The following is a 26,333-nucleotide window of genomic DNA, read 5'->3' as shown; positions in this document are numbered from 1 at the left end:
TCGTTTTAGAGCAGGCGAAATCTTAACACCAACGAATTACTTTTCTGTTAATGCTTTGCCTTTACGCAGCTTTCTTACCCACATTCTGCTTGGATGAAGAGTTTCAAGCACATCATTAGGTAGAGGTAACGGATCTCCAGCCATTTGAGATGCCAGCAGTTCTGCCATTAGCGGTGCTGAACTTAAACCACGAGAGCCTAAGCCGATAAATGAATACAGCTGTGGGTATTGAGCCACAGTAGGGGCGCTGTGTTCGTCCTGCATACTAAGTTCAGCGTATTGCTCAGTGATGGCTTCAAACTTGCCAACATTTCCCACAAACGGCAGATGATCTCGGCTGACGCAGCGAATTCCCTGTCGAGACTGGTTTTCGCTCACATCAACACTGTTTGGCCATGTTTGTTCAGGTAAACAGTTTTTCAAACGCTGAGCGTTCTCAATTTGTGCTTGTGGGTCAAACTCTTGATCTAAATGAGATCTGTCGTAGCTAGCGCCAATACAGTGATGCTGATTATTCGGGTTACATGGCGTCATATAACCGTCATAACAAAGCACAGTATTTAACTGTTGAAGTTCATTATTGGTAGGGATATGGCTCACCTGACCTTTCACTTTACCAAGTGGTACATATTGAGTCTGAGTAAAACCATCAAACAAATGTCCGGTAGCGATCACTACTGCTTGGTGTTTTAGCTTTGTTTCATCTGAGCAGCTATCACCTGACAAGCTATCGCTATAACTCAATAGCCATTGCTTATCTTCGCTTTGCCACTCTAGTGCATCAATCTTGTGTTGGTAATGGATATTGAGCTTGCCTTGGTGCGCTAAGTTATCCATCAAGCCCTGAGTGAGTTGAGCCGGTGACAGCCAACCGCCTAAAGGGTAGAAAACACTTTCAACATTGACGGTTAACCCAACAGTCTGGTTAGTCTGTTCAATGCCTTGCTTGCAAACCAGCTCTGATGAAAAGTCAGCTTTAAATATCGCGTCTAATTTGTTTGCCGATTTGTCATCCCACATTAATTGGGTCACGCCACACCAGTTATGGTCAAAAGAAATTGTTTTCGCTGCTTGGTCGATAAACTGACGGGCAAACAGAAATGCTGGAGCAAACACGCGTGATACGCCGAAGTGCTCACCATTTAGCAGTGGATATACTGCGCCTTGTCGATTGCCTGACGCGCCATTCGCTGGTGCTTCATCTTTACAGTAGATAGAGACGTTAATACCTCTAGCAGTCAAGGTCTTAGCAAGAGTCGCGCTAGCTATGCCACCACCGATGATAGCAACGTCGTGTAAGTTTTCCGTTGCTTCAATATGAAACCAAGGTTTGATGTTGCTGTATGCCACTTTCTCTTTCAGCTTACCCGCAATCATTTCTCGCTTTGTGCCAAAACCTTTGACTTTCTTCATATCAAAACCAGCGTCGATCAGCCCACGGCGCACGAAGCCCGCTGCGGTGAAGGTTGCGCAGGTACAATCTTGTTTAGCCAGTTTTGCCATGCCATTGAACAGCTCTTGGCTCCACATTTCTGGGTTTTTGCTTGGAGCGAAGCCATCTAAGAACCACGCATCAACCACTCCATGATCAAGGGTAGGGACTTTAGGCATGCAGTCTTTTATATCGCCAAACCACAAATCCAGTGTGATCAAACCGTCTGCCAACACAATACGGTGACATTCGGGTACCGCTATCGGGTAGAACTCATGCAATTGCTGTGCATATTGAGCGAGTTCTGGCCACGATTCATGTGCTTTGACCAAATCCGTTTTACTCAACGGAAACTTCTCAAAACTGATGAAATGTAAGGATTGGAGTATCGCATCAGGGTTTTGCTGTCTAAACTGTTCAAACAGCTGCCATACTGCGAGAAAGTTTAATCCAGTACCGAATCCTGTCTCGGCAATGACAAAACGCTTTTGGTCATAATCTTGCCATCTTTGGGGAAGATTATTTTGTGTTAGAAACACATAGCGAGTTTCTTCCAGTCCATTGACGTTGGAAAAATAAACATCATCGAACTGGTCAGAAACGGGTGTTCCGGCATCGTTCCAGCCAAGCTGAGCGTTAGTAATGGATGTCATATTAGGAATATTCTTTCAAATTCGGCGAAATATTGCCGAGATTGTACGGATTTATGGGAAAGCTGACCACTTTTGAAGTCCATCTTCGTTATGATTTAGCGAAATATTGAATAATAGGAATGTCACATGAAACGAGTCGTAATCACCGGTATGGGTATTGTTTCAAGTATCGGTAACAACGTCGAAGAAGTTTTATCGTCTCTTAAAGCTGGCAAATCAGGCATCACAGGCTCTGAGCAATTCAAAGAGCAAGGTCTTCGCTCTCAGGTTTGGGGTAACTTAAAAATGAACCCTGCCGACCATATCGACCGTAAACAAATGCGCTTTATGGGTGATGCGGCTGCATTTGCTTACCTGTCAATGGAACAAGCAATTGCTGATGCTGGTTTGACTGACGAGCAAGTTTCTAATGATCGTACTGGTATCGTTGCAGGTTCAGGTGGTGCATCATCACTTAACCAAGTAGTAGCGGTAGATACTCTGCGTGAGAAAGGCGTTAAGCGTATTGGTCCATACATGGTACCTCGCACAATGTCTTCAACGGTTTCTGCATGTTTGGCAACTCCATTTAAAATTCGTGGTGTGAACTACTCAATCAGTTCTGCATGTGCAACATCTGCACACTGTATTGGCCATGCGATGGAACTTATCCAACTAGGCAAACAAGACATCGTATTTGCTGGTGGTGGTGAAGAGTTAGATTGGTCATTGACTATGATGTTCGATGCAATGGGCGCACTATCAACCAAATACAATGAAACTCCAGATAAAGCTTCTCGTACTTACGATGCAGACCGTGATGGTTTCGTTATCTCTGGTGGCGGCGGTATGGTTGTTATCGAAGAACTTGAACATGCACTTGCTCGTGGCGCGAAAATTTACGGCGAGATCGTAGGTTACGGCGCGACTTCTGACGGTTACGACATGGTTGCTCCATCAGGTGAAGGTGCTGTGCGTTGTATGAAGATGGCAATGCAAGGCATCGACAAAGTGGATTACGTGAATACTCACGGTACTTCAACGCCTGTAGGTGACGTGAAAGAACTTGGTGCTATCCAAGAAGTGTTTGGTGGCAACAGTCCAGCAATTTCTGCAACTAAAGCAATGACTGGTCATGCTCTAGGTGCAGCTGGTGTACATGAAGCGATTTACTCAACGCTTATGCTTCACCACGGCTTCATAGCTCCAAGCATTAATATCGATAACCTAGACGAAGCTGCTGCTGGTCTAGATATCGTTACTGCAATGCGTGAGCAAGAGCTGAAAACAGTTATGTCAAACAGCTTTGGATTCGGTGGTACTAACGCCACTCTAGTCATCAAGAAGTACGAAGCTTAAGAGACCCCGAATACCGTAAGGTAAGAGGTTTCCAGAACCGATTAGCTAGCCTAATCAAACAGACGCTGACTTTGTCCCATGGAGAGCGGGACAAGATCCTTTTGTTCTGGATATTGCCCAGTGGCTATCATGGCCACTGGGTATTTTTATTTTGGAACCCAATGTCTATTATCCTCGACACTTTACGCTCTTTTTAGCACAATGCCTGCTAACCAAGGTCAACATCTCCCCAATGATTCTATTCGGGGTTAACTTCCGGGCGAAATTCTGCAATGAAAATCTTAATCGATGAAAACATGCCATACGCTGAAGAGTTGTTCAGTCAGTTAGGCGAAGTGATTCTTAAACCGGGTCGAACACTGACGGCTGATGATTTAGTTGATGTCGATGCGTTAATGATCCGCTCCGTGACTAAAGTTGACGAAGCATTATTAAGCAAAGCAAACAAGTTGCGTTTTGTTGGTACTGCGACGGCAGGTATGGACCATGTTGATCAAGCGTTACTTGAACAGCGTGGTATTTTCTTTACCGCTGCACCGGGCTGTAACAAAGTTGGCGTTGCTGAATACGTAGTTAGTGTGCTGATGGTATTGTCGCAACAACATGGCTTTTCGATTTTTGAAAAGACCGTTGGCATTATCGGTGCAGGGCAAGTGGGTACTTACCTTTCTGAATGTTTAATGGGAATGGGGATTAACGTTTTACTTAACGATCCACCTAAACAAGCAGAAGGGGATACACGCGAATTTACGCCATTGGATGAGCTTCTAACCAAAGCCGATGTGATTACACTGCATACGCCGATTACCACTGACGGTGAATGGCCAACGCATCATCTGATTAATGAACAAGTGCTAGAAAACCTGACGAGCGACCAGATCCTGATCAATGCTGCTCGTGGTCCTATCGTGGATAACGCAGCACTGAAAGCGCGCCTGCAAAAACAAGACGGTTTCATCGCAGCTCTGGACGTATTTGAGTTTGAGCCAGCAGTGGATATGGATCTGCTGCCGCTATTAGCATTCGCCACACCGCACGTCGCAGGTTATGGTTTGGAAGGTAAAGCGCGCGGAACAACAATGATTTTCAATAGTTACTGTGAGTATATTGAATCAAGCGCTTGGGCAAATCCTTCAGCTTTGCTTCCTATTGCACCAGTGCCTAAAGTGATACTGGAACGCGCTTGGGACGAAGCAACATTATTTAATTTGATTCAACTCGTCTACGATGTAAGAAAAGACGATGCGCAGTTTCGTCGTGAAATCGGTCAACCGGGTGCGTTTGACTTAATGCGCAAGAATTATTGGGACAGACGCGAATACAGCGCAATCACCTTAGTGGGTGATGAACAGTCCAACTTAGCACCGCTTGAAAAATTAGGTTTTAGAATTGAGGTAACCAATGAGCCAGCAATTTAATGTAGCAATCTTCGGCGCGACAGGCGCAGTCGGTGAAACAATGTTAGAAGTTCTAAAGGAACGTAAGTTTCCTGTTGATGAACTGTTTTTGTTGGCAAGTGAGCGTAGCGAAGGCAAGACTTACCGTTTCAACGGTAAGTCAATCGAAGTTCAAAACGTAGAGAACTTCGATTGGTCTCAAGCGCACATCGCTCTTTTCTCTGCGGGTGGTGATTTATCTGCAAAATGGGCGCCTATCGCGGCTGAAGCGGGTGTTGTGGTTATCGATAACACATCACAGTTCCGTTACGACTACGATGTACCGCTGGTTGTTCCTGAAGTGAACCCAGAAGCCATTGCTGAGTTCCGTAACCGCAATATCATTGCGAACCCGAACTGTTCAACCATTCAAATGCTGGTGGCGTTAAAGCCGATTTACGATGCGGTAGGTATTGAACGTATCAACGTATCGACTTATCAGTCTGTTTCAGGTGCGGGTAAGTCTGGTATTGACGAGCTTGCTGGTCAAACAGCGAAATTGTTGAATGGTATACCCGCTGAAAACGATACTTTTAGTCAGCAAATCGCGTTTAACTGTATTCCTCAAATCGACGTATTTATGGATAACGGTTACACCAAAGAAGAGATGAAGATGGTGTGGGAAACACAAAAAATCTTCAACGACCCTTCTATCATGGTTAACCCGACATGTGTTCGTGTACCTGTATTCTACGGTCATGCCGAAGCGGTTCACATTGAAACCAGTTCACCGATTGACGCAAGCCAAGTTATTGAACTGCTGAAACAAACCGAAGGTGTTCGTGTATTTGAAGGCAATGATTTCCCTACTCAAGTACGTGATGCTGGCGGTATTGATGAGGTGTTGGTTGGTCGTATCCGTAACGACATTAGCCACCATAGCGGTATCAACCTATGGGTAGTTGCTGATAACGTACGTAAAGGCGCAGCAACTAACGCAGTACAAATTGCAGAAGTATTGATTCGCGATTATTTCTAAGCGTTGTTAGCTCTGAAAATAGTAAAGGGAGTGTTTAAACACTCCCTTTTCGTTTTCGATTTGTAATTAATCAGTCCATTCCACTTCTTTTTGTGGTGTGCCCCAAATAGGCAAACCATCTTCAGACCACTCAATTGGCTGCACGCATGCGTGGCGGTTTGGATCCCACAGCGGGTCGCCTTCAATACCTTTGTAGTTACGAGCATGGTAAATCATGTAATCTTTGCTGCCGTCTTTACTGGTGGTAAAGCTGTTATGACCAGGCCCGAAGATTTCTTTTTCTTCTACCGTTTCAAAGATAGGTGTTGGCGATTTAGCCCAGTTCGATGCATCCATCAAATCCGCATTTTCATCAATAGAAAGTACACCCATGCAGTAACGCTCGTCGGTCGCACTGGCAGAATAAGTCAGATGGATTTTGCCATGGCGATGCAAAATTGCTGGACCTTCGTTGACTAAGAAACCACGCACTTCCCAATCAAATTCCGGTTTAGTCAGAAGAACTGGCTTGCTTGAAAGGGTGGTCGGTGAATCCATTGTCGCGATATAAAGACAAGAGTTGCCAGGAATAACAGCATCTTTCTGAGCCCAAATGTAGTACCACTGGCCATTGTGTTTGTAGCAGGTTGCATCCAGACAGAAAGTTGAAAGACCGCTATCTACTTGAGTTGGTTCGCTCCATTCGCCTGTCAAAGGGTTCTCACTCTGAGTCGTGATGGCATACATACGATGCTGAAACGCATTATTAACGATTTCACGGTTTGGCGCGGCTGCAAAATATATTGCCCATGTGCCATCAATGTAGTGAATTTCAGGAGCCCATATCAGATCGGAGTAAGCGCCAGTATCTGGTTTATGCCACACATCAACGATTTCAGACGTTGTTGCCAATTGATGGATATGTTCGGCTCTACGCAGTTCTAGGCGGTTATATTCAGGCACTGACGCAGTAAAGTAATAATAGCCGTCGGTATGTAGATAGACGAACGGATCGGCTCTTTGCTCAACCAGTGGGTTTTTAATAATCATCGTGGCTCCTAGCCATGAATCTCATGGCGATACAAATTTAGAATCTTATGAATGCTTATACGAAATAGATGGTTATACCGATATCGATTAAACGGATAGCTGTTAAACGGATAGCGGTTATGCCGACTCTCGTGGAATTAAATCGCCCTCTATTTTCATCATCGAAACCTCTGGAGGGGTTGATGAAAGCAGAGTTTCCACCGCAACTCGCCCCATTTCATCGTAAGGTAAATCGACAGATGTGAGCGAAGGAGTCAGTTCACTAGCCAAGAGCTGGTTATCGTATCCGACAACCGCGACATCCTCTGGAATGCTGAGATTATGATGAGCAAGTGCCTGATAGACACCAATCGCCATCAAGTCACTGGCGCAAAAAATAGCGCGAGGACGGCTAGTTTGAGAAAGCAGTTGTTCAGTTTCGCGGTAACTCTGTTTTACAGACCAGTTGCCCGCTTTAATCCAGTCTTCATTAACTAAGATATCCGCATTGGTGAGTGCTTGACGAAAACCTCGCAAGCGCTGGATTGATGAATCAGACCAGCTTTCACCCGTAATCATGGCGATATCTCTGTATCCTTTGTTGATGAGATACTCGGCAGCGCGATAACCGCCTAAAAAATCTGAGGTTAAAACACTGGGTACATCTTGAAGGTAAAGAGGGTTAGTACAGTTCAAGAACAGCATTGGTAACTGAGAGTTGATCGTGCCTTCAATCTGAGCTGGCGTGTTAGAAGCAACAATCAAAGCGTCATATCCGCTATTGTCGATAACAGTCAGCATACTGTTTTTAAGCTCGTCGTTATCTTCATAGTCGAACACCGTAAGAATGGCATCGAGTTCCCAGGCTCTAACCTTGGCAGCAGTGATCGCGTTGATAAACGGATCATGCATGTTCATACTGTTCGTCAGTAGTGCTATGCGACGATGAGATTGAGTGTGTAACACGTTGGATTTGAACTTATAGTTCAACTCTCTCGCCTTACTAAGCACTTTTTCTCTGGTCTCGTCAGATACTTTCACGTTGTCTGAACCGTTAAGAATCACAGACACAGTCGGTTGTGACACGCCAACAGCGGTCGCGATATCTAACATGGTGACTTTTTTCTTCTTTCGCATAGCTCTACTTCTTTTTAGTCATTTTTAGTTCATTGGAGCATTTATCGTTTTTTAACGAGTCTTTACTGAACTGTTCTCTGGAGCTGAGTTCGGTTAAAGAACTCAACTCCAAAGGTTCACGGGTAAGACGTTATAGATTACTCAATACGTCATTGATGCGACCTTCTGCATCAGCGAGTGCTTCATCTACGCCTTTTGAACCCATGATAGCTGCCGCTAACTCTTCACCTATGATGTCTTGCAGTGCCCATTGACGCTGAACGCCAGCTGGAAGGCCGCGCCCCGTTTGAGTCACTGACAAAATGTTTGAGCGATGTGGTAGAGATAAGAATTTCTCATCTTTTAGCACGCTCGCAACGCTTGGTAGATGGCCGGTACGAGCCCATTGACCATCATTTTCCGCGAAGAATTTAAACAGTTTTGCGATTGCAGCATCTTTCTCGTCATCACGACGTTTGTTTGGCACTACCCATGAGTGTCCATCAACATAGTGAGCTTTCGCACCCTTGTATAGGAATGGGTAAGGTACGGCTTCATAAGCCTTGTACAATGGGCTATCCGCTTGTGCCGCCTGTTCGTCATAAGAACTTAATAACCAGTTACCGTTTAGCAAGATACCGCCTTGACCGTTGCTAAATGCAGACACTGTCGCAGGGTAGTCCATGTTTTTGGTTGTTAAGTCTTCTTCGTAAATCGTTTTAAATAGATTGACGATGTTTTTTGCTTCAGGTGTTTGCAGTGATACTTTCTCTGGATTAGCAAAGAAGTCACTGTTTTGTTGGAACAGGTAGGTATAGAAAAGGCGCGTATAAGCGGCAGTTTCATTCGATAGGATCTGAATGAAATAAGGTTTACCTGTTGCTTGTTTAAATTGTCTTGCTTGAGCTAATAGTTCTTCTGGAGAGTTTGGAATGATAGGTTTTCCGTCAGCATCTACCAGTTTTGCTTCTTTCATTAGCTTCATGTTTACGTGATAGAGCATGGTCCATGTGTCGATTGGTAGACCGTAAAACTCGCCTTCACGTGTTACACCATCAGCCGCAGTTGGCGTAAATTTAGACTTGTCGATGTTCTCCATTTTCAAGAAGTCGTCAATAGGAACGATCAAGTTACGCGACTGATAGTCGGAAATCACAGAGTTATGCATAGTCACAACATCTGGTGGAGTGCGAGAAGCCATTTGCGCTGTTAGCTGGTCATATCCCGGCCATTCAACGGTAGTGACTCGTACATCAATGTCTGGGTTTTCTGCATCGAATTTGTTGAGCAGAGTGGTCATAATTCCACATTCGCCATTTGCAGCGCTGACATCCACAGATTTTGCGTATTCTGCTTCACAAGCACCGAAAAAGCGTTGAACGTTCAACTCTGTTTTCGCGATAGCACTGCCGGCAGACAAAAGGCAGCCGATCGCTAATGACAATGTAGAGATGTAGGGTTTCATATCTAAAAGCCTTATTATTTTATTGTTTAATGTTTGCCCATTCATACGGCTCAATTGAGTAGGCGGTTTATGTAACGGTAAAGCTTATTCGAATCTTTTATTTCTCTTTTTTGACCTTTTCTATCTTCTTCTTTCAGACAGGGAATTACTGCTTAACCGCACCACCAGCTACAGCGGTAACGATGTGTTTTTGGAAGAAAATGTAAACTAGGATGATGGGTATCGCCGAGAATATGGCTTGCGAACTCAAGAAGCCTAGACCTTCACTTTGTGCGAAGTTGGTTTGTGACGATGCGATACCAATGGTGATGGTGTACATCGACTTGTCTGTCGCCGAAATCAACGGCCAGAAGTAATCATTCCACGAGGTTAAGAACGTCAGAATCGCCAAGGTTGCTTGCGCTGGGATGGTGAGTGGTAGCAACACTTTCCAAAAGATCTTGAATTTTGAGGCGTTATCCATCATTGCTGCTTCATCAATTTCTTTAGGGATGGCTTTGAAAAACTGGGTCATCAAAAACACGCCAAATGGCGCCGATAAGCCAGGAAGGATCAAACCTAAGTAAGTATTGTGAAGATGGAACTCACTAAATAACTGATGTCGAGCAATAATGACTGCCTGCTCTGGCACGGCTAATCCCATAAGTACTATGACAAACAGTGTTTTCTTCATCGGGAACTCCAAGCGTGCGAAGGCATACCCAGCAAGAGAAGAAAGCGTCAATACACCTAAAGTCATGCATCCTGATACGATCAAGCTGTTCATTAGCCAGTGGAAAACCGACGAGTTACGGAAAATGTCGAGGTAGTTTTGCACGGTATAAGGGAAGCGGAACACCGCATCTGTACCCAGCATCAACTCTTGGTTGTCCTTTAAACTCAGACCAACCATCCATAAAAATGGTGCGACCATGATTAATGACAGTACTAATGTGAGCCACAGAATCGCTCGGTTAGTCTTCTGAGAGTTTGGTTGATAAGTCATCTGTTTTTTCGCCGAAGATGAGTCGGCAATCTCTGAAGATAGGTTCATTTTCGTTGCACTCATCAAAGTTATCCTTTCTTACGGCTAATCATAAATTGCGCGACAGCGGCCACTAGTATGATCAGGAATAGGATTTGCGAGGCTGCAGCAGCCATACCTATATCCCAGCGACGGAATCCAGCATCATAAATAAACATAACAATGGAGCGTGATGTGTTATTTGGGCCGCCGTTGGTCATTAACAGTGCTTGGCCAAATAATTGGAACTGCATAACGATTTCGATAATGGTGACCAAAATGATGGTGCGCGTGATTGAAGGCAGGGTAATTTTGCGAAATGTTGTCCACTTGCTCGCGTTATCCAGCTGTGCCGCTTCGTACAAATCTTTTGGGATTTGCTGTAGCGCAGCGGTGAACAGAATCATTGGTAAACCCAAGCACCACCAGATAGTCGCGATAGCGATAGATTTTAATGCCCAATCAGGGCTTGATAAGAACGGAATCGCTTCTAAATTGAACCACTTGAATACCATGGCCATAAAGCCATCATTCGGAATAAAAATAATGCGCCAGATCAGTGTTACCACTGTCACGGATAGAATAGTCGACGCAAAAAATACCCCACGCAGAATATTCGCGGTTCTGGTTTGTTGGTTCAGCGCCATTGCCAAACCTAACCCAATGACAACGAGGGCTGGTACGGTAAGTAAAACGAAGTAACAAGTGTTCCAAACGGTTTGGATGAATATCTTGTTGTCGAAAAGGCGGATGTAGTTATTCCACCCGACAAATTTTCCTGGACCAAATAGGTCAACTTTCTGAAAACTTAAGTAAATTCCCCAAAACAATGGCAGTGCGATCATAAAGATGAACACTAGCAAGTAGGGGGTGATGAAGAGGAAGTTTCCCCAACGGTCTTTCGTTGCGGGGCTCATTAAACTCATAGCTCACCCCCGTGGTAGGCTTTTTCGCTCTCATCAAATAGATGAACAGAATCGAAGCCGATGTTTAAACCCACTTGTTGATTTGTCTTTAAGTAACGTTTACTACTTGCTTCTGCGATCAACATCTTGCCGTTTTCTAATGAAACGTAAACTAAAGTACGGTCGCCTAAACGTTCGATAAAGGTCACTTTACCTGTTACGTGAGCGGCTTCATCACCTTCGGTAATGACTATATCTTCCGCTCTTACGCCCATCTCGAATCTTTGAGTCAGAGGTAAGCTTTGAGTGTTAATGGTTGAGTGAATCGGTGCGAACTTATCAATGTAGATAACCGCTTTCCCATTGGTCTCTTCAACTTTATCGACATCAAAGAAATTCATAGCTGGAGAGCCAACAAAGCCTGCAACAAACTTGCTCGCTGGGCGCTGGTAAATTTCGATAGGTGTACCAATCTGCTCAATACCTTTGTTATTGAGAATGACGATACGGTCAGCAAGGGTCATCGCTTCAACTTGGTCGTGAGTAACGTAAATCATGGTGGTATTTACGCGCTGATGCAGCTGGGCAAGTTCAATTCGAGTGCGGCTGCGAAGCGCAGCATCAAGGTTAGATAGCGGTTCATCAAACAAGAATGCGCTTGGTTCACGAACGATAGCGCGGCCGATTGCTACGCGTTGACGTTGACCACCCGAAAGCTCTGCAGGCTTGCGGTTGAGAAGGTGTTCAATTTCTAAAATTCTTGCAGCTTCAGATAGACGCTGTTCGATCACTGATTTTTCAGTGCCGATATTCTTCAAACCGAAAGTCATGTTTTCTTCTACGCTCATGTGTGGGTAAAGCGCGTAGTTTTGGAAAACCATAGAGATATTACGATGACCTGGAGCAAGGGTATCCAGACGTTTTCCATCCATCCAGATTTCGCCTTCACTAAGGCTTTCTAGTCCCGCAATCATTCGTAAAAGGGTCGATTTACCACAGCCTGATGGACCAAGAAATACAATAAATTCGCGTTCTTTAATGTGAAAACTAATGTCATTTAAAACCATTGAACCATCATATGCTTTGGTTAGATTTTTAATCTCAATCGATGCTGCCATGGGTTCGTCCTTTGAATTCATTCTTATAGGGTGTTGTATTTTTGTTCTGATTAATAATATAGCTAATATTATTAGTTAATAATTATTAGTGTTTTGAAAACGACAAGAGATCACAAAATGACCATCAATTGTTGGGAGAAATAATTACGGGATCACACTTAAAGCGAGCAGCATAAAAATGCTGCCAAATTAGGCATGTGAGTTAAGTCAAAGTTGAAATGATGTCGCTGAAATGAATTGCAAGTTAATAGTGATCTGCGATTTTTTATCTAATATGAAATAAAAAAGCCGAGTGATTGGTTCACTCGGCTTTCTCGTTTAGGTTTCTGTACTGACAAACGGAATTATTTTTTCAGTTTGTGTGCGTCTGGATTCTCTTTACAAGTTCCATCACCGCATTTTCCGTACAAGTACAAACTGTGGTTAGTCAATTGAACGTTGTATTGCTGTGCAATCTCTTTTTGACGCTGTTCAATAACTTCATCAGAAAATTCAATCACTTCACCACAATCTAGACATACAAGATGGTCGTGATGGTGTTGAGTTGATAATTCAAATACTGATTTGCCGCCTTCGAAATGATGGCGAGTTACTATACCTGCATCATCAAATTGGTTTAGAACTCGATAAACCGTTGCAAGACCGATCTCTTCGCCAAGATCAATCAGCTTTTTGTAGAGCTCTTCAGCACTAATATGTTGGCACTCAGGCTGTTGCAAAACTTCTAAAATTTTTAGCCGTGGTAGGGTTACTTTAAGACCAGCATCTTTTAGCGCTTGGTTATTGTCTGACATATATCTTCCCGTTGATGATCTGCAGTAAATAACAGAATTCAATGTTGCTCAACATTATAGGTTACTCGCACTGAACAATAAACCACGAAGTTCAGAGGGTTACTAGTGTTTTCTCTTAAAGTCGTGCTATGTCACTGATAAAAGTGATTAGACCAGTTACAATTATTTAACATTAATTCTGTTTTTTATTGACGCCGTATGCGATTCCTTTTGCGGGCGCAGGCGCAAAGCAATCTAGAGTCTAAGGCACGGATAGCATGAATAAAATACTCTCGAAGCTATATAAACCTAATATTGTGAAGTATGCATTGAATAGTTGGCCTCCTTTCTGGGGCGCTGGTATAAAAATTGAGTCTATCAGTGCAGATTTTCGCGAAGCGAAAATGCGTTTGAAATTGCGCTGGTGGAATAAAAATGCCAACCGTAGCCAGTATGGCGGGAGTATCTTTTCTCTTACCGACCCTGTTTATTCTTTGATGTTAATGGGTATTCTTGGCGAGCAATATTATGTGTGGGACAAAGAGGCAAGCATTAACTTCATAAAACCGGGTCACTCCGATCTATTTGCGGAATTTATGATTACCGATGAACAGTTAAACTCCATTCTTAAAATGACAGCGACCGGTGATAAATGCTTTCCTGAGTTCATCATTCATGTGAAGAACGCTCGAGGTGAAGTGGTGTCAGAAGTTCACCGAAAACTCTATGTTCGTAAAAAACCAAAGTATCGCTCCGAAGAAGATGAAGAGGCGTGTACTGAGTCGGCTAATTAGAGCCGACTTTAGTTAAATATTCCCTACATAGATCCAACCATGCTTCTGCTGTTCGCGACACATATCTCTCTGAATGCCAAATAGCACCTAATTTCCAGTCGATACTCGGCGTCATATTTTTAACTATGATGCCTTCACCTTGAATGCGATGACATAAAGGCTCAGGTAAGAAGGCAACGCCAACACCACTCTTAACAAGCGCTACAAGAAAGTCCCACTGGCTGCTACGGGCTGCAATATGTGGAACGATATTTTCACTTTTGCATATCTGATCTATGTAGTCGCTTAATGTGAAGTCTTCGGTATAGAGATAAAAGGGTTCATTTTTTATTTGCTGCCAGTGAACACTGGATAATTCGCGCCAAGGTTTGCTGTCTGGCAATATTGCACAGATAGGATAGGTATCGAGTGGTAGTGCATTGAGCTCTACAGCTGGATTGAGTGAAAGCATAGTAACTGCCACATCTAGCTCGCCGCTTATGACAGCTTGTTCTATTTTTCTACCGCCGTATTCCACTATGGTCATTTCTACTTCTGGATAGCGCTGGCGGTATTGGCGAATTAAACCTGCGTAGACATGGCCTACCATAGGAGGAATGCCGAGTTTAAGATGCCCTCGTTTTAGTTGATTAAGATCGACCAACTCCGCGTCTAGCTGAGACATTTGAGCCAGAACTTCTTGAGCCCGCTGATAAACAATTTCGCCTGCATCAGTAAGAGAGAAGAGCCTTCCCTGTCTGTGAAGCAGAGGTTGATCTACCTCTTCTTCTAAACTTCGAATCATTTTGCTGATGGTCGGTTGAGTGACAAAGAGTTTCTCCGACGCCCGAGTAAAGCTTTTTTCATTTACGAGCTCTACAAAGTATCTCAGTGCTTTTATGTCCATGATATCTATCCGATGATTTTTACTATTCCATAATGGCATAAATTTAATAATAAAAAGTCATTTTATGAAGGTTTTGCCTCTTCATATACTGAGAACAGTTATTTTAGGGTAGAGGAATGTCGGATGAAAAAGTTAAGCGATTTATTGCTCACTTTACTTCAAATCTTTGCATTAGCTTTGGTTTGGTTAGTCTCTGACTATCTAGTGAAAGCGTTTCATTTTCCTATACCAGCTAATTTAACCGGGTTGGTTTTACTGCTTGGTTTGATTTTTAGCAAAGTCGTCAATGTTGAATGGTTAAGAAAAGGTGCAACTTGGCTGTTGGCGGAAATGCTGTTGTTTTTCGTACCGGCGGTCGTGGCAGTGGTCAATTATCAGGATTTGCTAAAGCAAGAAGGGGTGAGAATTATGGCTGTGCTGGTTGTCAGTACAGTATTAGTGATTGCTTCAACGGCGTGGGTAGTAGAAAAGCTATATCGTTTTGAACTGAAAAGAGCTCGTCAAAAAAGCAACCTTAACACCGTGGTAAATGCTCATGAATAGTTCGTTATTGGGCGTTCTATGCTTGATGTTAACGGTTGTTTTCTATTACGCCAGTAAGCTGCTCTATAAGCGAAAGCGCACCATTTTGTTGATGCCCCTTTTGCTGGCTCCGTTATTGTTAGTTGCTGTCGTCATTGGTTTCCATATTCCTTACCAAGATTACATGACGGATTCTCACTGGCTATTGTGGATGCTTGGACCTGCAACTGTTGCCTTCGCTGTCCCCATTTATGACAACCGATATTTGATTCAGCGTCATTGGCTGTCTTTATCCGTCGGTGTTTTGGTCTCAGTTTTTGTGGCCGTAAGTTCAACCGTGTTATTGGCTCGCTGGCTTAATCTTTCTGAGTTGCTACAAAGAAGCCTAGCAATGCGCTCTGTGACTACGCCTTTTGCTGTGGAAGCATCAAAGTCGATTGGTGGTCAAAGTGATCTAACGGCATTATTTGTGGTGATCACAGGCTTGATCGGCATGGCGATGGGCGAATTGATATTAACTGTATGTGCGATTCGTACTCGGATGGGAAAGGGGGCGAGTTTAGGTGCTTCTGCGCATGGTGCCGGAACTGCGAAAGCGTATCAAATGGGATCGTCTGAAGGCGTTGTCTCTAGTGTTGCGATGATGATTGCTGGAATGGTGACAGTATTGCTAGCACCTTTTATAGGGCAGTTGCTTTGGTAGTTGACGGAAAACTGTTTTAAAAAGGAAAAATAAAAAGCCCCCGCATATGCAGGGGCTTCATATTAAGCATTAAGCATTAAGCGAAATACTTAGTCTTCAAGTTCAGCAAGACACATCTCTTCGTAAATTTGTTGTACCCACTTGGTTACGCGCTCTTCTGTTAATTCAGGTTGGCGGTCTTCATCGATACATAAACCAACGAAGTGGTTTTCATCAACAAGTGCTTTTGATGCTTCAAACTCATAGCCTGCTGTAGACCAGTTACCTACGATAGTTGCACCTTTAGCTTCAATGATGTCACGTACTGTACCCATCGCATCACAGAAGTATTCTGCGTAATCTTCTTGGTCACCACAGCCAAAAATTGCCACCAGCTTAGTTGAGAAGTCAATGGCTTCTAGTTCTGGGAAAAAGTCATCCCAGTCACACTGAGCTTCACCGTAGTACCAAGTAGGGATACCTAGAAGTAAAAGATCGAAGTTATCGATGTCCTCTTTGCTGCTTTTAGCAATATCTTGAACATGAACCAGATTTTTACCGAGTTGTTTTTGAATCATCTTTGCAATCGCTTCGGTGTTACCTGTATCGCTACCAAAGAAGATACCTACACTTGCCATAGAGCCTTTACCTTTAAATTGTTATGGGTTGCGGGGAAATCGAAAAGCTGGGATGAATTAACCCAGACCTGTGCCTTCCCAACTGAGTTGGATAAGACCTTTCGCGATAAATCCGGCACAACCTAAAAATAGAACTAACCAAACAATACGACGGCCAAAAACGGGAACGTTGCCTTGTTTTAAAACATCTTTAATCGCCATCCCGATTAAGAAAAATATAGATGCAAAAAGCAAGTCGAGCCCGATTGATTCGAGCACATTCATGTAGTCGTACAGCATGGGTATCCTTTATGCCAATTTGCTTGCGCGCACTATACCACTGTTATTAAGCAAAGTTAATGGATGCAACATTACCGAATTCACACTTACCTTGCTTATTGGTTATTAATTGCTCTTTAGTCAATAAACTTACGAATTGCTCGTAGCACTTCAGCCGGCTTTTCAGCGTGTAGCCAGTGACCTGTGTTAGCAATAACATGTGCTTTCGCCTGTTTAAATTGCGCTTGAATTTGCGGTTGATGCTCGGACGTCAAATAATCCGAATTTCCACCTTTAATAAAGAGTGTTGGAACATCAGAAGGTTCAATTGGCTCCCAACCAATAATATTCCAGTAATTTTGCTTGATGCTCGGTACGTTGAACCGCCAAGTCATATGATCATCTTTTTTGGTGAGAGACTTACCCAAAAACTGACGTACGCCATCTTCTTCTATGTGCTGAGCTAACAGGTCCATCACTTCACTGCGAGATGTTGGTTTGCTCTCAAGAACGGAATCTAAACCTGCAATGACGGCATCATGTTTACGCTTAGTATATTTAACTGGCGACATATCCAGCACAATGAGCTTTTCCACTTTTTCGGGGGAGATATCCGCGAGTTTCATAGCCACTTTGCCACCCATAGAATGACCAATGACAATCGATTTGTCGATGTTAAGTGATTCTAGAAGCTGTTTTACATCGGCAGCCATCAATGAGTAGTCATGCTCGTCACTATGGAAAGATTGTCCATGGTTTCTCAAGTCAATACTCAACACTTGGTGATCGATTTTCAGATCACGCGCGAGTAGCCCCAAGTTGTCTAAGTTACCGAACAAGCCGTGGATCAAAACAACGGTGTGACCCTCACCTTCGAGTTTATAATTTAGAAGTGCTGACATTTTATCTTATTAGTGATTGGTTTAACGTAGAGTCTCGGCGAAGATCTCGCTATAATCCCCCAGAGTTTAAACATTGAGATTGTGAAAAGCGAATGAAAACAATAGAGGTTGATGAGGATCTATACCGCTACATCGCGGGTCAAACCCTTCATATCGGTGAGAGCGCGTCTGATATTTTGCGCCGTCTGTTGGATGTAAATAGCAAGAGTACATCTTCTGCAAAGCCAGAAGCTCCTGTTATGGCTGCTGAACCGAAAGGTATCCCAGCTCAACAAGGTATCCCTGTTCAACAAGGTACAATTGTAAGTAAAGATGCAGTGCAAGAAACCAAAGTGGATAGCGTAAAAGAGATGCGCACTCTACTTATTTCTGACGAGTTTGCAGAATTGAAGAAAGCGGTAGATCGCTTTATGTTGGTGCTGTCTACACTTTACCGTATTGACTCAGCAAGCTTCTCGGATGCGATGTCGGTGAAAGGTCGCAAACGTGTTTATTTTGCAGATAACGAACAGACTTTGCTGGCGAATGGTCAAACGACTAAGCCAAAAGCGATTCCAAACACACCATTCTGGGTTATCACTAACAACAACACTAGCCGCAAGCAGCAAATGGTTGAGCAAGTGATGACGCTGATGAATTTCCCTGCAGACATTATCGAGAAAGTGACTAACTCTATTTAAGACGAGTTGTTGCTTAACGAGAAAAGCGCGATCGATTTCTCGAACTTGAAAAACAAAAAAGTCTGATTTAAACCTCATAATGCACAATCCAAAGTTCGTATTATGAGGTTTTATTTTGTCTGAATTTTAGAAAGGATGTCACAATGGCTATGCACCCTCGTGCAGGACAGAAAGCGCAACAGCAAGATTTACATAACATTCCGGCGCTAGTCGCAAATTACTTCCTACTTCAACCGGATCCAAGCAATCCTGCCCACAAGGTCGAGTTTGGTACATCAGGTCACCGCGGTACGGCGGATAAATCAACCTTCAATGAAAATCATATTTTAGCGATTGCACAGGCCGTAGTTGAAGTGCGTGCTGCTCAAGGAACAACGGGTCCATTATTTGTTGGTAAAGACACACACGCTCTTTCTGAGCCTGCGTTCAGCTCTGTGCTTGAAGTCTTGATTGCCAATGGCATTGAAGTGATTGTTCAAGAGAACAATGGTTATACTCCGACGCCAGGTGTTTCCCACGCAATCCTGACTTACAACTTGAAGCATGATGCGAAAGCAGACGGTATTGTGATCACTCCTTCTCACAATCCACCGCAAGATGGCGGTATCAAATATAACCCTACGCACGGTGGCCCTGCGGAAGGTCAGTTAACAAAAGCGATTGAAGATCGCGCAAACGCAATCATCGCTGCTGGCATGGCTGACGTTAAGCGTGTAGCAATTAGCGAAGCGAAACAATCACCGCTATTTAAGCAAGTGGATTTGGTTAAACCTTATATTGATGACCTTGTAAATGTTATCGATATGGAAGCGATTCAAAAAGCGAATCTAAAAATAGGTGTTGATCCATTAGGCGGAAGCGGCATTGATTACTGGCGTCAAATTGGCAAAGCCTACAATCTAGATCTAACGCTGGTTAGTGAAGCGATTGACCCAACATTCCAGTTTATGTCTTTAGATAAAGACGGCGTTGTTCGTATGGACTGTTCATCTCCTTATGCGATGGCAGGTCTGCTTGCACTTAAAGATGAATATGATCTGGCATTTGGTAATGATCCAGACTACGACCGCCACGGTATTGTGACGCCAAAAGGTTTAATGAATCCAAACCACTTTTTGGCAGTATGTATTGATTACCTATACCGTCACCGTGAAGGCTGGGGTAAAGACGTTGCGGTAGGTAAGACTTTAGTATCAAGTGCCATTATCGATAAAGTGGTGGCGGATCTTGGTCGTGAACTGTGTGAAGTACCGGTTGGCTTCAAATGGTTTGTTGATGGCTTATACAGCGGCAAATTTGGCTTTGGTGGCGAAGAAAGTGCTGGAGCTTCATTCTTACGTAAAGATGGTACACCTTGGTCAACAGATAAAGACGGCATCATCTTGTGTCTGTTAGCTGCTGAAATTACTGCGGTAACCGGTAAGAATCCTCAACAGTACTACGATGAGTTAGCGTCTAAACACGGTGAATCTAGCTACAACCGTATTCAGGCCGTAGCAAACGGCCCGCAGAAAGATGTATTAAGTAAGTTGTCGGCAGAAATGGTTGCTGCGCAAACACTGGCTGGCGATCCAATTACCGCGCGTCTTACTCATGCTCCTGGCAATGGTGCGGCAATCGGTGGTTTGAAAGTAACAACTGATTTTGGCTGGTTCGCGGCTCGTCCGTCAGGTACAGAAGATATCTATAAGATTTACTGTGAGAGCTTTAAAGGAACTGAACACTTAGCTCAGATTGAAAAAGAAGCACAAGAAATTGTGAATCAGGTGTTTAAAGCCGCAGGTTTGTGATTTTTCTATAGTGATTAAAAAAGAGAGGCGACTAGTGCGCCTCTCTTTTTTACATTTAGAAATGGAACGTTAATTGGGTTGGTCTTGTTTTGGCCAAGTCTCTGGCAAAATAAACCAAAATACTCCGGACTCTGATTGGCAATGTACGAATCCATCTTGCATATCAGAATAAGGTTTTGAGGTTTCATTTCTGCCCGTTAACCACTGAGCTTTATCGAGTAAATAAAGTGGCTCTTCAATCAAGTGAGCTTGTGATTGATAACACCAACGACCTTGAATCTGGTCAGGATTGATAGTAAATCCTAAGCATTCATTTGGTATCGATTCTGGCGTAAATGGATTGATATATAAGCGCCCTTGCATAAGCAGATGTTGAGAGGCATTCGACCACAGTGGGTGAATCTGTGAGAACTGCTCTGTGCTTGATAGCGGCAACTGATGGTTAAGCATATGGGACAGTTTTAAGTCCAGTCTATCTTCAGCATTCGGACCGAACCAAAGTCCTTGGTGGAGCAAATAAAATTTTACTGCCACTTCCCAGTGTTCAAATTGTTCTGTTTTGCGGTTTTTGAGAATGAAATCAACAGAGCCTAAAGTTTTGCCTTCGTGAACAAGCTGTATTTCTTCCGCAATCGCACTGTAAGTTGGTGTTGATTTGAAAAGCTCTGAACACAGATGTTGGTATATAAATCCGAGTCTTTGATTGCCTTGATATGCTGACCATTTTGTTTGTGTCGGTTTAGAAAACGGCACTTTGCTAGCTATCGGTGGTGAAGCCTTAAATATTGACGGAGTTGTCGTTACCCAATCAATTAACGGTTTTATATCCATGGTGTTATATCCATATAGTTACCCGCACATATTTCGACAATTTATTCTGAAATTGTTATAACCTCGTCATACCCATTAAGCAATGGAATTTGAGATGAATAATTTACAGTTTGAAGCGTTATTGAACGCGACTCTCTCTCCGCAATTAATTAAAGATTATTGTCCTAATGGTCTTCAAGTGGAAGGTCGAAAAGAAATCAAAAAAATAGTCACGGGCGTGACAGCATCGAAAGCGCTAATTGATGAGGCGATAAAGCTTAATGCGGATGCTATTTTGGTTCATCACGGCTATTTCTGGAAAGGTGAAAGTGAAGCGATTCGAGGCATGAAAGGTGAACGCATTCGTTCGTTAATAAAAAAAGATATCAACTTATTTGCCTATCACTTACCGCTCGATATTCACCCTGAGTTAGGCAATAACGCACAACTGGCACAGCTGTTAGATATCGAAGTTCTAGGTGGTTTAGAAGGGCATCCGCAATCTGTTGCGATGTATGGTTCGTTGAAGAACGAAATGACAGGTACTGAACTCGCGCAGCGTATTGCAACTGTACTTAATCGCGAACCAATGCATATTTCTCCAGAATTGGCGGATAAAACAATCAAGCAAGTCGGCTGGTGCACTGGTGGTGGTCAAGATTTTATTGAACTGGCTGCATCGCAAGGAATGGATGCTTTTATTTCTGGTGAGATTTCCGAAAGAACAACTTATTCAGCAAGAGAGCTTAACATTCACTATTTTGCTGCAGGTCATCATGCAACTGAACGCTATGGCATTAAAGCGCTTGGTGAATGGCTAGCAAGACAACACGGATTTGATGTGACTTTTATCGATATTGATAATCCGGTCTAACAGATCACGAACCTATTTAGATGAAATGAAAAGAGCGAGATAAATTCTCGCTCTTTTCTTATTACGTATTAATACGGAGTTACTCGCGCTCGTGTAGAGGCTCGAAATCACGCATTTTAAGACCAGTATATAGCTGACGTGGTCGGCCGATACGGTTTTGTGGGTCGCTGTGCATTTCGTTCCAGTGTGCAATCCAACCGATAGTACGAGACATCGCAAAGATTACAGTGAACATAGATACTGGAATGCCGATAGCTTTCAGAATGATACCTGAGTAGAAGTCTACGTTAGGGTAAAGTTTCTTCTCGATGAAGTATTCATCAGACAGCGCGATACGCTCAAGCTCCATCGCAACATCCAATAGTGGATCTTTGATGTTTAGCTCTTTAAGCACATCGTGACATGCTTCGCGCATAACAGTTGCACGAGGGTCGTAGTTTTTGTAAACACGGTGACCGAAGCCCATTAGACGGAACGGGTCATCCTTATCCTTAGCACGTTCAACATACTCAGGAATCTTGTCTACAGAACCAATTTCTTCAAGCATGCGTAAACATGCTTCGTTTGCACCGCCGTGAGCTGGACCCCATAGAGATGCGATACCAGCAGCAATACATGCGAACGGGTTAGCACCAGAAGAGCCGGCCAGACGCACTGTTGAAGTTGATGCGTTTTGCTCGTGGTCAGCGTGAAGGGTAAAGATTTTATCCATCGCGCGAGCAACCACAGGGTTAACGTCATATTCTTCACATGGTGTTGCAAACATCATGTGTAGGAAGTTTTCTGCATAGCCAAGATCATTACGTGGGTAAATGAATGGTTGACCTACAGAGTACTTGTAACACATTGCTGCCAAGGTTGGCATTTTAGACAGTAGACGGTATGCCGCGATTTCACGGTGTTGGTCATTATTGATGTCTAAAGAATCATGGTAGAAGGCTGCAAGAGCACCAACTACGCCACACATAACTGCCATCGGGTGAGCATCACGACGGAAGCCGTGGAAGAAGCTCGCAATTTGCTCATGAACCATAGTGTGACGAGTTACGATTTGCTTGAACTCTTCATATTTTTCACGAGTAGGGGCTTCACCGTAAAGAAGGATGTAACACACTTCTAAATAGTCGGCGTTATTGGCTAATTGATCGATTGGGTAACCGCGGTGTAGAAGAACACCTTTGTCGCCGTCGATGTAAGTGATTTGAGATTCACAGGATGCAGTGGCAAGAAAACCCGGGTCAAATGTGAAGTAACCATTTGCTCCAAGTTTGCGAACGTCGATTACTTGTGGGCCGATACTCCCGTCCATAATCGGCAGTTCAATTGGCGCTTTGCCTTCAATATGAAGGGTCGCTTTCTTATCTGCCATAACAATCTCCTTTGTTTATTATTTAATCCGTCCAGGATGTTTTGTGTGCCTTTTTTTACGTCTGATCCACATCAAAGTCAATTTTCTTCATCTGATGTGTGCACTTTCTTTGATTTTTTATACATATAAAGTTAAAAATCTGTTCTATGTAGCAAAAATTGTTACATCAATTGTATTAGAATGTTGCCAGCCGTATATTGGCGCAGTTATTTTTGGTGGAAACCTTATAAATTCAAGGCTAGAAACAAATAGAACGAGACGTTTTTAATCTTGGTGTTAACATTTTTTTTACAATTTAAGCGTCGAATATAGCGGTAATTTGTTAAGTAAATGTTAAGTTTTGTAGCTTTTGCAACCAAAAAACATTCATAACTATAAATGCTCAATGGAGCTGAGTGAGCAAGCCCGTGAAAGAAAGAAAGTCAAGACCTGTTAATTTAGATTTACAGACCATTAGCTTTCCGATTAGCGCAATCGCATCAATCCTTCACCGTGTGTCTGGGGTTATTACGTTTGTAGCAGTCGGCATCCTGCTTTGGTTATTATCCTTATCATTATCTTCGCCACAAGGCTTCATGGACGCGAGTCATCTTGTTGGTGGTTTCTTTGCCAAGTTTATTCTTTGGGGCATTTTAACCGCTTTGGCCTACCACATTGCTGGTGGTATTCGTCATCTATTGATGGATCTAGGTCATTTCGAGGAACTTGAGTCTGGGGCAATGAGTGCGAAAGTTGCCTTTGGTGCAACGGCCGTTCTATCTGTATTGGCGGGGATTTTGGTATGGTAAAAAACGTTTCTTCATTCGGTCGCAATGGAGTTCATGATTTCTTACTTATTCGCGCTACCGCGATCATCATGACTCTTTATACGATCTATTTAGTGAGCTTCTGTGCGTTCACTGATATCTCGTACACCTCATGGACAGCATTCTTTGGGGGTACGTTTACAAAAGTCTTCACAATGTTGGCGTTAGTTTCTGTACTTATTCATGGCTGGATTGGTTTATGGCAAGTACTGACTGACTACGTGAAGTGTTCAAAGCTTCGTGGCGGACTTCAATTAGTCGTCATTGCAATTCTATTTGGATACTTCTTCTCTGGCCTGTTTGTTTTGTGGGGTGCGTAAGTGACTATTCCTGTTCGTGAGTTTGATGCCGTAGTAATCGGCGCTGGTGGTGCTGGCATGCGCGCAGCACTGCAAATTTCAGAGCAAGGCCTATCGTGTGCTTTGCTGTCTAAAGTATTCCCAACTCGTTCACACACTGTGTCTGCGCAAGGTGGTATTACCGTAGCGTTAGGTAACTCACACAAAGATGACTGGCAGTGGCACATGTACGATACCGTTAAAGGTTCTGATTACATCGGTGACCAAAATGCTATCGAGTACATGTGTAAAAATGGTCCTGAGTCAGTGATTGAACTAGAGCGTATGGGCTTACCATTCTCTCGTTTCGACAATGGCTCAATCTACCAACGTCCGTTTGGTGGTCAATCAAAAGAGTTTGGCGGTGAGCAGGCTGCTCGTACTGCCGCTGCAGCTGACCGTACTGGTCACGCACTTTTGCATACTCTTTACCAACAAAACATTAAGCACAAGACTACGATTTTCTCTGAGTGGTACGCACTGGATCTCGTGAAGAACCAAGATGGCGCTATCTTAGGTTGTACTGCTCTTTGCATGGAAACCGGAGAGATTTGTTACTTCAAATCTAAAGCAACGATCCTTGCGACCGGTGGTGCAGGCCGTATTTATGCTTCTACTACTAACGCTCACATCAACACGGGCGATGGCGTAGGTATGGCACTACGTGCTGGTGTTCCTATGCAAGACATGGAGATGTGGCAGTTCCATCCAACCGGTATTGCTGGTGCAGGGGTATTAGTTACTGAAGGTTGTCGTGGTGAAGGTGGTTACCTTCTAAACAAAGACGGCGAACGTTTCATGGAACGTTATGCTCCAAACGCAAAAGACCTTGCAGGTCGTGACGTTGTTGCACGTTCAATGATGATTGAAATTCGTGAAGGCCGTGGCTGTGATGGTCCATGGGGTCCGCACATTAAACTGAAACTGGATCACCTAGGTAAAGACGTGCTTGAGTCTCGTCTACCAGGTATCTGTGAGCTGTCTCGTACCTTCGCTCACGTTGACCCAGTGAAAGAGCCAATTCCAGTAATCCCAACTTGTCACTACATGATGGGTGGTGTACCAACTCAAGTTTCTGGCCAAGCGATCAAACAAGATGCTTCTGGTCGAGATATGGAAGTTCAAGGTCTGTTTGCTTGTGGTGAGATTGCGTCTGTATCCGTTCACGGTGCAAACCGTCTAGGTGGTAACTCACTGCTTGACTTAGTGGTATTCGGTCGCGCAACAGGTCTTCACTTAGGTGAAACGCTTGCAGCTCAAACTGAAGCTCGTCCAGCAACGCAATCGGATATCGAAGCATCTCTCGCTCGTACTATGCGTTGGGAAAACAGCAAAGGTGGCGAAGACCCATTCCAAATCCGTAAAGATTTACAACGTTGCATGCAAAACAGCTTCTCGGTATTCCGTGAAGGCGATGCAATGGCACAAGGCCTAGAAGAGCTGAAAGTGATTCGTGAACGTCTGAAAGATGCACATCTATCGGATAAGTCTTCTGAGTTCAACACCCAACGTATCGAGTGTTTAGAGCTAGATAACTTGATGGAAACAGCATTCTCTACAGCAGTTGCAGCGAACTACCGTACAGAAAGCCGTGGCGCACATGCTCGTTTTGACTTCCCAGATCGTGATGATGCTAACTGGCTATGCCACTCTATCTACAACCCAGAGACGGAACAGATGAGCAAGCGTGATGTAAACATGACGCCTGTACATCGCGAAGCGTTCCCTCCAAAAATCCGTACGTACTAAGGGAGGATT

The 26,333-nt window shown here is 43.7% G+C and carries 26 protein-coding genes and 1 pseudogene; 12 read left to right on the top strand and 15 right to left on the bottom strand.

All coding sequences use genetic code 11. From position 1 onward, the window contains the following. Nucleotides 1-36: 36 nt before the first annotated feature. Nucleotides 37-2,085, bottom strand: a complete 2,049-nt coding sequence (gene mnmC / locus ACOSVQ_RS04530; protein ID WP_491981381.1) for a bifunctional tRNA (5-methylaminomethyl-2-thiouridine)(34)-methyltransferase MnmC2/FAD-dependent 5-carboxymethylaminomethyl-2-thiouridine(34) oxidoreductase MnmC1 — start codon at nt 2,083-2,085, stop codon at nt 37-39. 126 nt (nt 2,086-2,211) lie between these two features. Between mnmC and fabB the strand changes: the two genes are divergently transcribed. From fabB to ACOSVQ_RS04515, 3 genes are all read left to right on the top strand, one after another. Continuing rightward, nucleotides 2,212-3,423 carry a beta-ketoacyl-ACP synthase I gene (fabB, locus tag ACOSVQ_RS04525; protein WP_491981380.1) on the top strand — a complete coding sequence of 404 codons (1,212 nt, stop codon included), beginning with the start codon at nt 2,212-2,214 and terminating at the stop codon, nt 3,421-3,423. A 272-nt stretch (nt 3,424-3,695) separates the two neighbouring features. After that, nucleotides 3,696-4,841 carry a 4-phosphoerythronate dehydrogenase gene (locus ACOSVQ_RS04520; RefSeq protein ID WP_491981379.1) on the top strand — a complete coding sequence of 382 codons (1,146 nt, stop codon included), beginning with the start codon at nt 3,696-3,698 and terminating at the stop codon, nt 4,839-4,841. Then, nucleotides 4,825-5,838: an aspartate-semialdehyde dehydrogenase gene (locus tag ACOSVQ_RS04515; protein ID WP_491981378.1), complete on the top strand. Its 1,014-nt coding sequence runs from the start codon at nt 4,825-4,827 to the stop codon at nt 5,836-5,838. Before ACOSVQ_RS04520 ends, ACOSVQ_RS04515 begins: the two co-directional genes overlap by 17 nt. Nucleotides 5,839-5,904: 66 nt before the next feature. Here the strand turns inward: ACOSVQ_RS04515 and ACOSVQ_RS04510 are convergent, their stop codons facing one another. The 7 genes from ACOSVQ_RS04510 to fcrX form a co-directional block, all read right to left on the bottom strand. Next, nucleotides 5,905-6,867, bottom strand: a complete 963-nt coding sequence (locus ACOSVQ_RS04510) for a glycoside hydrolase family 43 protein (protein ID WP_491981377.1) — start codon at nt 6,865-6,867, stop codon at nt 5,905-5,907. Between the two features lie 117 nt (nt 6,868-6,984). After that, nucleotides 6,985-7,983, bottom strand: a complete 999-nt coding sequence (locus ACOSVQ_RS04505; RefSeq protein WP_491981376.1) for a LacI family DNA-binding transcriptional regulator — start codon at nt 7,981-7,983, stop codon at nt 6,985-6,987. 130 nt (nt 7,984-8,113) lie between these two features. After that, nucleotides 8,114-9,427, bottom strand: a complete 1,314-nt coding sequence (locus tag ACOSVQ_RS04500) for an ABC transporter substrate-binding protein (protein ID WP_491981375.1) — start codon at nt 9,425-9,427, stop codon at nt 8,114-8,116. A 145-nt stretch (nt 9,428-9,572) separates the two neighbouring features. Then, nucleotides 9,573-10,475: a carbohydrate ABC transporter permease gene (locus tag ACOSVQ_RS04495; RefSeq protein ID WP_491981374.1), complete on the bottom strand. Its 903-nt coding sequence runs from the start codon at nt 10,473-10,475 to the stop codon at nt 9,573-9,575. A gap of 5 nt (nt 10,476-10,480) precedes the next feature. Further along, nucleotides 10,481-11,356 (bottom strand): carbohydrate ABC transporter permease, encoded by an 876-nt coding sequence (locus ACOSVQ_RS04490; RefSeq protein WP_491981373.1) that lies wholly within the window; start codon nt 11,354-11,356, stop codon nt 10,481-10,483. Next, nucleotides 11,353-12,453, bottom strand: coding sequence for an ABC transporter ATP-binding protein (locus ACOSVQ_RS04485; protein WP_491981372.1), 1,101 nt, complete (start codon nt 12,451-12,453; stop codon nt 11,353-11,355). Before ACOSVQ_RS04485 ends, ACOSVQ_RS04490 begins: the two co-directional genes overlap by 4 nt. A gap of 344 nt (nt 12,454-12,797) precedes the next feature. Next, entirely contained in the window at nt 12,798-13,247 is a 450-nt protein-coding gene (fcrX, locus tag ACOSVQ_RS04480; protein ID WP_491981371.1) for a ferric iron uptake transcriptional regulator FcrX, read from the bottom strand. Nucleotides 13,248-13,504: 257 nt separating this feature from the next. Here fcrX and ACOSVQ_RS04475 point away from each other — a divergent pair, with 257 nt between their 5' ends. Then, the gene (locus ACOSVQ_RS04475; RefSeq protein ID WP_491981370.1) at nt 13,505-14,020 is read left to right on the top strand and encodes a DUF4442 domain-containing protein; all 516 of its coding nucleotides are present in this window, start codon (nt 13,505-13,507) and stop codon (nt 14,018-14,020) included. Here ACOSVQ_RS04475 and ACOSVQ_RS04470 read toward each other — a convergent pair. Then, complete coding sequence (locus ACOSVQ_RS04470; RefSeq protein WP_491981369.1) at nt 14,013-14,906, bottom strand: LysR family transcriptional regulator; 894 nt, start codon at nt 14,904-14,906, stop codon at nt 14,013-14,015. The two genes, ACOSVQ_RS04475 and ACOSVQ_RS04470, sit on opposite strands and share 8 nt — an antisense overlap. Before the next feature lie 123 nt (nt 14,907-15,029). Between ACOSVQ_RS04470 and ACOSVQ_RS04465 the strand changes: the two genes are divergently transcribed. Both ACOSVQ_RS04465 and ACOSVQ_RS04460 read left to right on the top strand, forming a co-directional pair. Next, entirely contained in the window at nt 15,030-15,449 is a 420-nt protein-coding gene (locus tag ACOSVQ_RS04465) for a CidA/LrgA family protein (protein WP_491981368.1), read from the top strand. Further along, nucleotides 15,442-16,131 (top strand): LrgB family protein, encoded by a 690-nt coding sequence (locus ACOSVQ_RS04460; RefSeq protein ID WP_491981367.1) that lies wholly within the window; start codon nt 15,442-15,444, stop codon nt 16,129-16,131. The genes ACOSVQ_RS04465 and ACOSVQ_RS04460 overlap by 8 nt, the downstream gene beginning before the upstream one ends. A gap of 89 nt (nt 16,132-16,220) precedes the next feature. Here ACOSVQ_RS04460 and fldA read toward each other — a convergent pair whose 3' ends face one another. From fldA to ACOSVQ_RS04445, 3 genes are all read right to left on the bottom strand, one after another. Beyond that, nucleotides 16,221-16,748 (bottom strand): flavodoxin FldA, encoded by a 528-nt coding sequence (gene fldA / locus ACOSVQ_RS04455; protein WP_491981366.1) that lies wholly within the window; start codon nt 16,746-16,748, stop codon nt 16,221-16,223. 57 nt (nt 16,749-16,805) lie between these two features. Next, nucleotides 16,806-17,027 carry a DUF2788 domain-containing protein gene (locus tag ACOSVQ_RS04450; protein WP_117233393.1) on the bottom strand — a complete coding sequence of 74 codons (222 nt, stop codon included), beginning with the start codon at nt 17,025-17,027 and terminating at the stop codon, nt 16,806-16,808. 116 nt (nt 17,028-17,143) lie between these two features. Further along, nucleotides 17,144-17,908, bottom strand: a complete 765-nt coding sequence (locus tag ACOSVQ_RS04445; RefSeq protein ID WP_491981365.1) for an alpha/beta fold hydrolase — start codon at nt 17,906-17,908, stop codon at nt 17,144-17,146. A 92-nt stretch (nt 17,909-18,000) separates the two neighbouring features. Here ACOSVQ_RS04445 and seqA point away from each other — a divergent pair, with 92 nt between their 5' ends. Together seqA and pgm are read left to right on the top strand one after the other, a co-directional pair. Then, on the top strand, nt 18,001-18,588 hold the full coding sequence (gene seqA, locus ACOSVQ_RS04440; RefSeq protein ID WP_491981364.1) for a replication initiation negative regulator SeqA: 588 nt from the start codon (nt 18,001-18,003) through the stop codon (nt 18,586-18,588). Nucleotides 18,589-18,731: 143 nt separating this feature from the next. Further along, nucleotides 18,732-20,378 (top strand): phosphoglucomutase (alpha-D-glucose-1,6-bisphosphate-dependent), encoded by a 1,647-nt coding sequence (pgm, locus tag ACOSVQ_RS04435; RefSeq protein WP_491981363.1) that lies wholly within the window; start codon nt 18,732-18,734, stop codon nt 20,376-20,378. A gap of 69 nt (nt 20,379-20,447) precedes the next feature. Here pgm and ACOSVQ_RS04430 read toward each other — a convergent pair whose 3' ends face one another. Then, a complete protein-coding gene (locus tag ACOSVQ_RS04430; protein WP_491981362.1) occupies nt 20,448-21,209 on the bottom strand; it encodes a DUF1853 family protein in 762 nt (253 codons plus the stop codon). A gap of 94 nt (nt 21,210-21,303) precedes the next feature. Between ACOSVQ_RS04430 and ACOSVQ_RS04425 the strand changes: the two genes are divergently transcribed. Next, a complete protein-coding gene (locus ACOSVQ_RS04425; protein ID WP_491981361.1) occupies nt 21,304-22,062 on the top strand; it encodes a Nif3-like dinuclear metal center hexameric protein in 759 nt (252 codons plus the stop codon). 12 nt (nt 22,063-22,074) lie between these two features. Here ACOSVQ_RS04425 and ACOSVQ_RS04420 read toward each other — a convergent pair. After that, nucleotides 22,075-22,203: pseudogene (locus ACOSVQ_RS04420) on the bottom strand (hypothetical protein); the annotation flags it as partial. Then, the gene (locus ACOSVQ_RS04415) at nt 22,142-23,431 is read right to left on the bottom strand and encodes a citrate synthase (protein WP_491981360.1); all 1,290 of its coding nucleotides are present in this window, start codon (nt 23,429-23,431) and stop codon (nt 22,142-22,144) included. The gene ACOSVQ_RS04415 and the pseudogene ACOSVQ_RS04420, both read right to left, overlap by 62 nt. A gap of 395 nt (nt 23,432-23,826) precedes the next feature. On the opposite strand from ACOSVQ_RS04415, the gene sdhC reads away from it, so the two are divergent. Genes sdhC through sdhA form a run of 3 tightly spaced genes read left to right on the top strand, consistent with a single transcriptional unit; the run spans nt 23,827 to nt 26,324 of the window. Continuing rightward, nucleotides 23,827-24,219, top strand: coding sequence for a succinate dehydrogenase cytochrome b556 subunit (gene sdhC / locus ACOSVQ_RS04410; protein ID WP_042483914.1), 393 nt, complete (start codon nt 23,827-23,829; stop codon nt 24,217-24,219). Beyond that, entirely contained in the window at nt 24,213-24,557 is a 345-nt protein-coding gene (gene sdhD / locus ACOSVQ_RS04405; protein ID WP_491981359.1) for a succinate dehydrogenase, hydrophobic membrane anchor protein, read from the top strand. The genes sdhC and sdhD overlap by 7 nt, the downstream gene beginning before the upstream one ends. Then, the gene (gene sdhA / locus ACOSVQ_RS04400; RefSeq protein WP_491981358.1) at nt 24,558-26,324 is read left to right on the top strand and encodes a succinate dehydrogenase flavoprotein subunit; all 1,767 of its coding nucleotides are present in this window, start codon (nt 24,558-24,560) and stop codon (nt 26,322-26,324) included. Nucleotides 26,325-26,333: the final 9 nt, after the last annotated feature.

Source organism: Vibrio sp. HM8-C (assembly GCF_058630515.1).
This window is presented reverse-complemented; position numbering and strand designations above follow the sequence as displayed.